This is a genomic window from Clostridium sp. Marseille-QA1073, from assembly GCF_054863625.1.
In genome coordinates, this window is record NZ_JBSVQM010000065.1 from 1 (window position 1) to 1,459 (window position 1,459).

The window sequence follows — 1,459 nt, forward strand, 5'->3', positions numbered from 1 at the left end:
TTAGTAAAAATTAATTTTAATCATAATTGTGAATTCAAACACCTAAAGATGTAACTATATTGGCTTATACTGAACTTTGCAACTAGTATGTTTATACATATGAAAGCTTGTCCTACTTACTAAAAGCTTCAGCAATAATCTGAAGCTTTTAGTTTATACTTTCATCTTGTCCACTACATAAGTTGCAAACCAAATTAAAAAGAAAACACCTCCACCCATGTAAACAGTCTTTTTAATGTTTGATATAGCTTCCGCTTTCTCTGATCCATCCCCTTGGAAATATTTAAATGAGTGAATAAGAATTACTACTACTGTAACCACTGCCACTAAAGCTAAAAACCATCCCTTAATATCATTTAGTATTGCTGTTATCTTAGGTACAAATGGATTACTTGAAGCCATTATTAAAAAATTCATAATTAATATACCCCCTTCCTTTTTCTATTTAATTATACTAAATATTTACTTTAATATAAAGATTTTTACAAATATTTATTTAAAAAGTTATATTGTCCATAAATATCCTATATTTTACAATGCATATTTTAATAAATTCTACAATGATTTAGTTTCTCCTACCATAAATCTACATATTTATATTTTAAATTTATATACACACTAAACTTTTATATATTTTTTCGACATATAAAGGGAAAAAATAAACTCTATTGAATTATGTTTTGTAACATACTAAATAGCTACTTTTAATATCTTGCATGTATTGATTTTTATAAGATATACTCTAGGAGGTGAAATTGTGAAAAGAATATTAGTCATTATATTTCTTGTAATCTTATCAAATATTTCATTTATAAGTTGCAGCAATGAAAACCAAATTAAAAATGAACCAAAATTTGCAATATACCTTGTAAAGGAAGAGCATAAAAGTGGCGCTTTAAGTTACGGAAGAAATGAAAAAGGCGAATATATAAAATCTGAGTTAACCCTTGAGGAATTACTTATAGATGAAATACCATTAATTACAGAGGAAGATATAAAAAAATATCATTGGAATACTCATGAAGTAGAGCTAACTAAAAATTATTTAAAAAAACATAAGATTAAAGTGAGTTATAATGCAAATTCTGATAATACAGGAAGTAATTTATTAGGAACAAAAGAATGGGATGCGGTTGTTATAACAGAGCAAAAGGTAAAAGAATCTATTGTGCAGGATTTCCCCTTAGCCTAAGAAGATCAAATTTTTTACCTGAAATTTTAATTAGAGATGTAGAAAGTAGCTTTTTTATTGATAAACTTGGTAATAAAAGTTCAGAAGATGTACGAAACAGTAAATATATTTATGAAGCATTAAAAGAAGTTAATATTTTAATAGAAAAATAACTGTAGAATTTAAGGTAATTTTTACTTAACTTTAAGAGGTAAAAATAAAGTATGAAATAGTTTTTTATATAATTAATATATAAAACTACAGCTTAGAAAGACTGAAGTTTAGCTT

The 1,459-nt window shown here is 25.2% G+C and carries 2 protein-coding genes; one reads left to right on the top strand and one right to left on the bottom strand.

The window, feature by feature from the left end:
- Positions 1 to 153 precede the first annotated feature (153 nt).
- Positions 154 to 417, bottom strand: coding sequence for a hypothetical protein (locus tag ACY1IQ_RS21080; protein ID WP_039637097.1), 264 nt, complete (start codon positions 415 to 417; stop codon positions 154 to 156).
- A 340-nt stretch (positions 418 to 757) separates the two neighbouring features.
- On the opposite strand from ACY1IQ_RS21080, the gene ACY1IQ_RS21085 reads away from it, so the two are divergent.
- Positions 758 to 1,192 carry a hypothetical protein gene (locus ACY1IQ_RS21085; protein WP_461612610.1) on the top strand — a complete coding sequence of 145 codons (435 nt, stop codon included), beginning with the start codon at positions 758 to 760 and terminating at the stop codon, positions 1,190 to 1,192.
- The last annotated feature ends 267 nt before the right edge of the window (positions 1,193 to 1,459 follow it).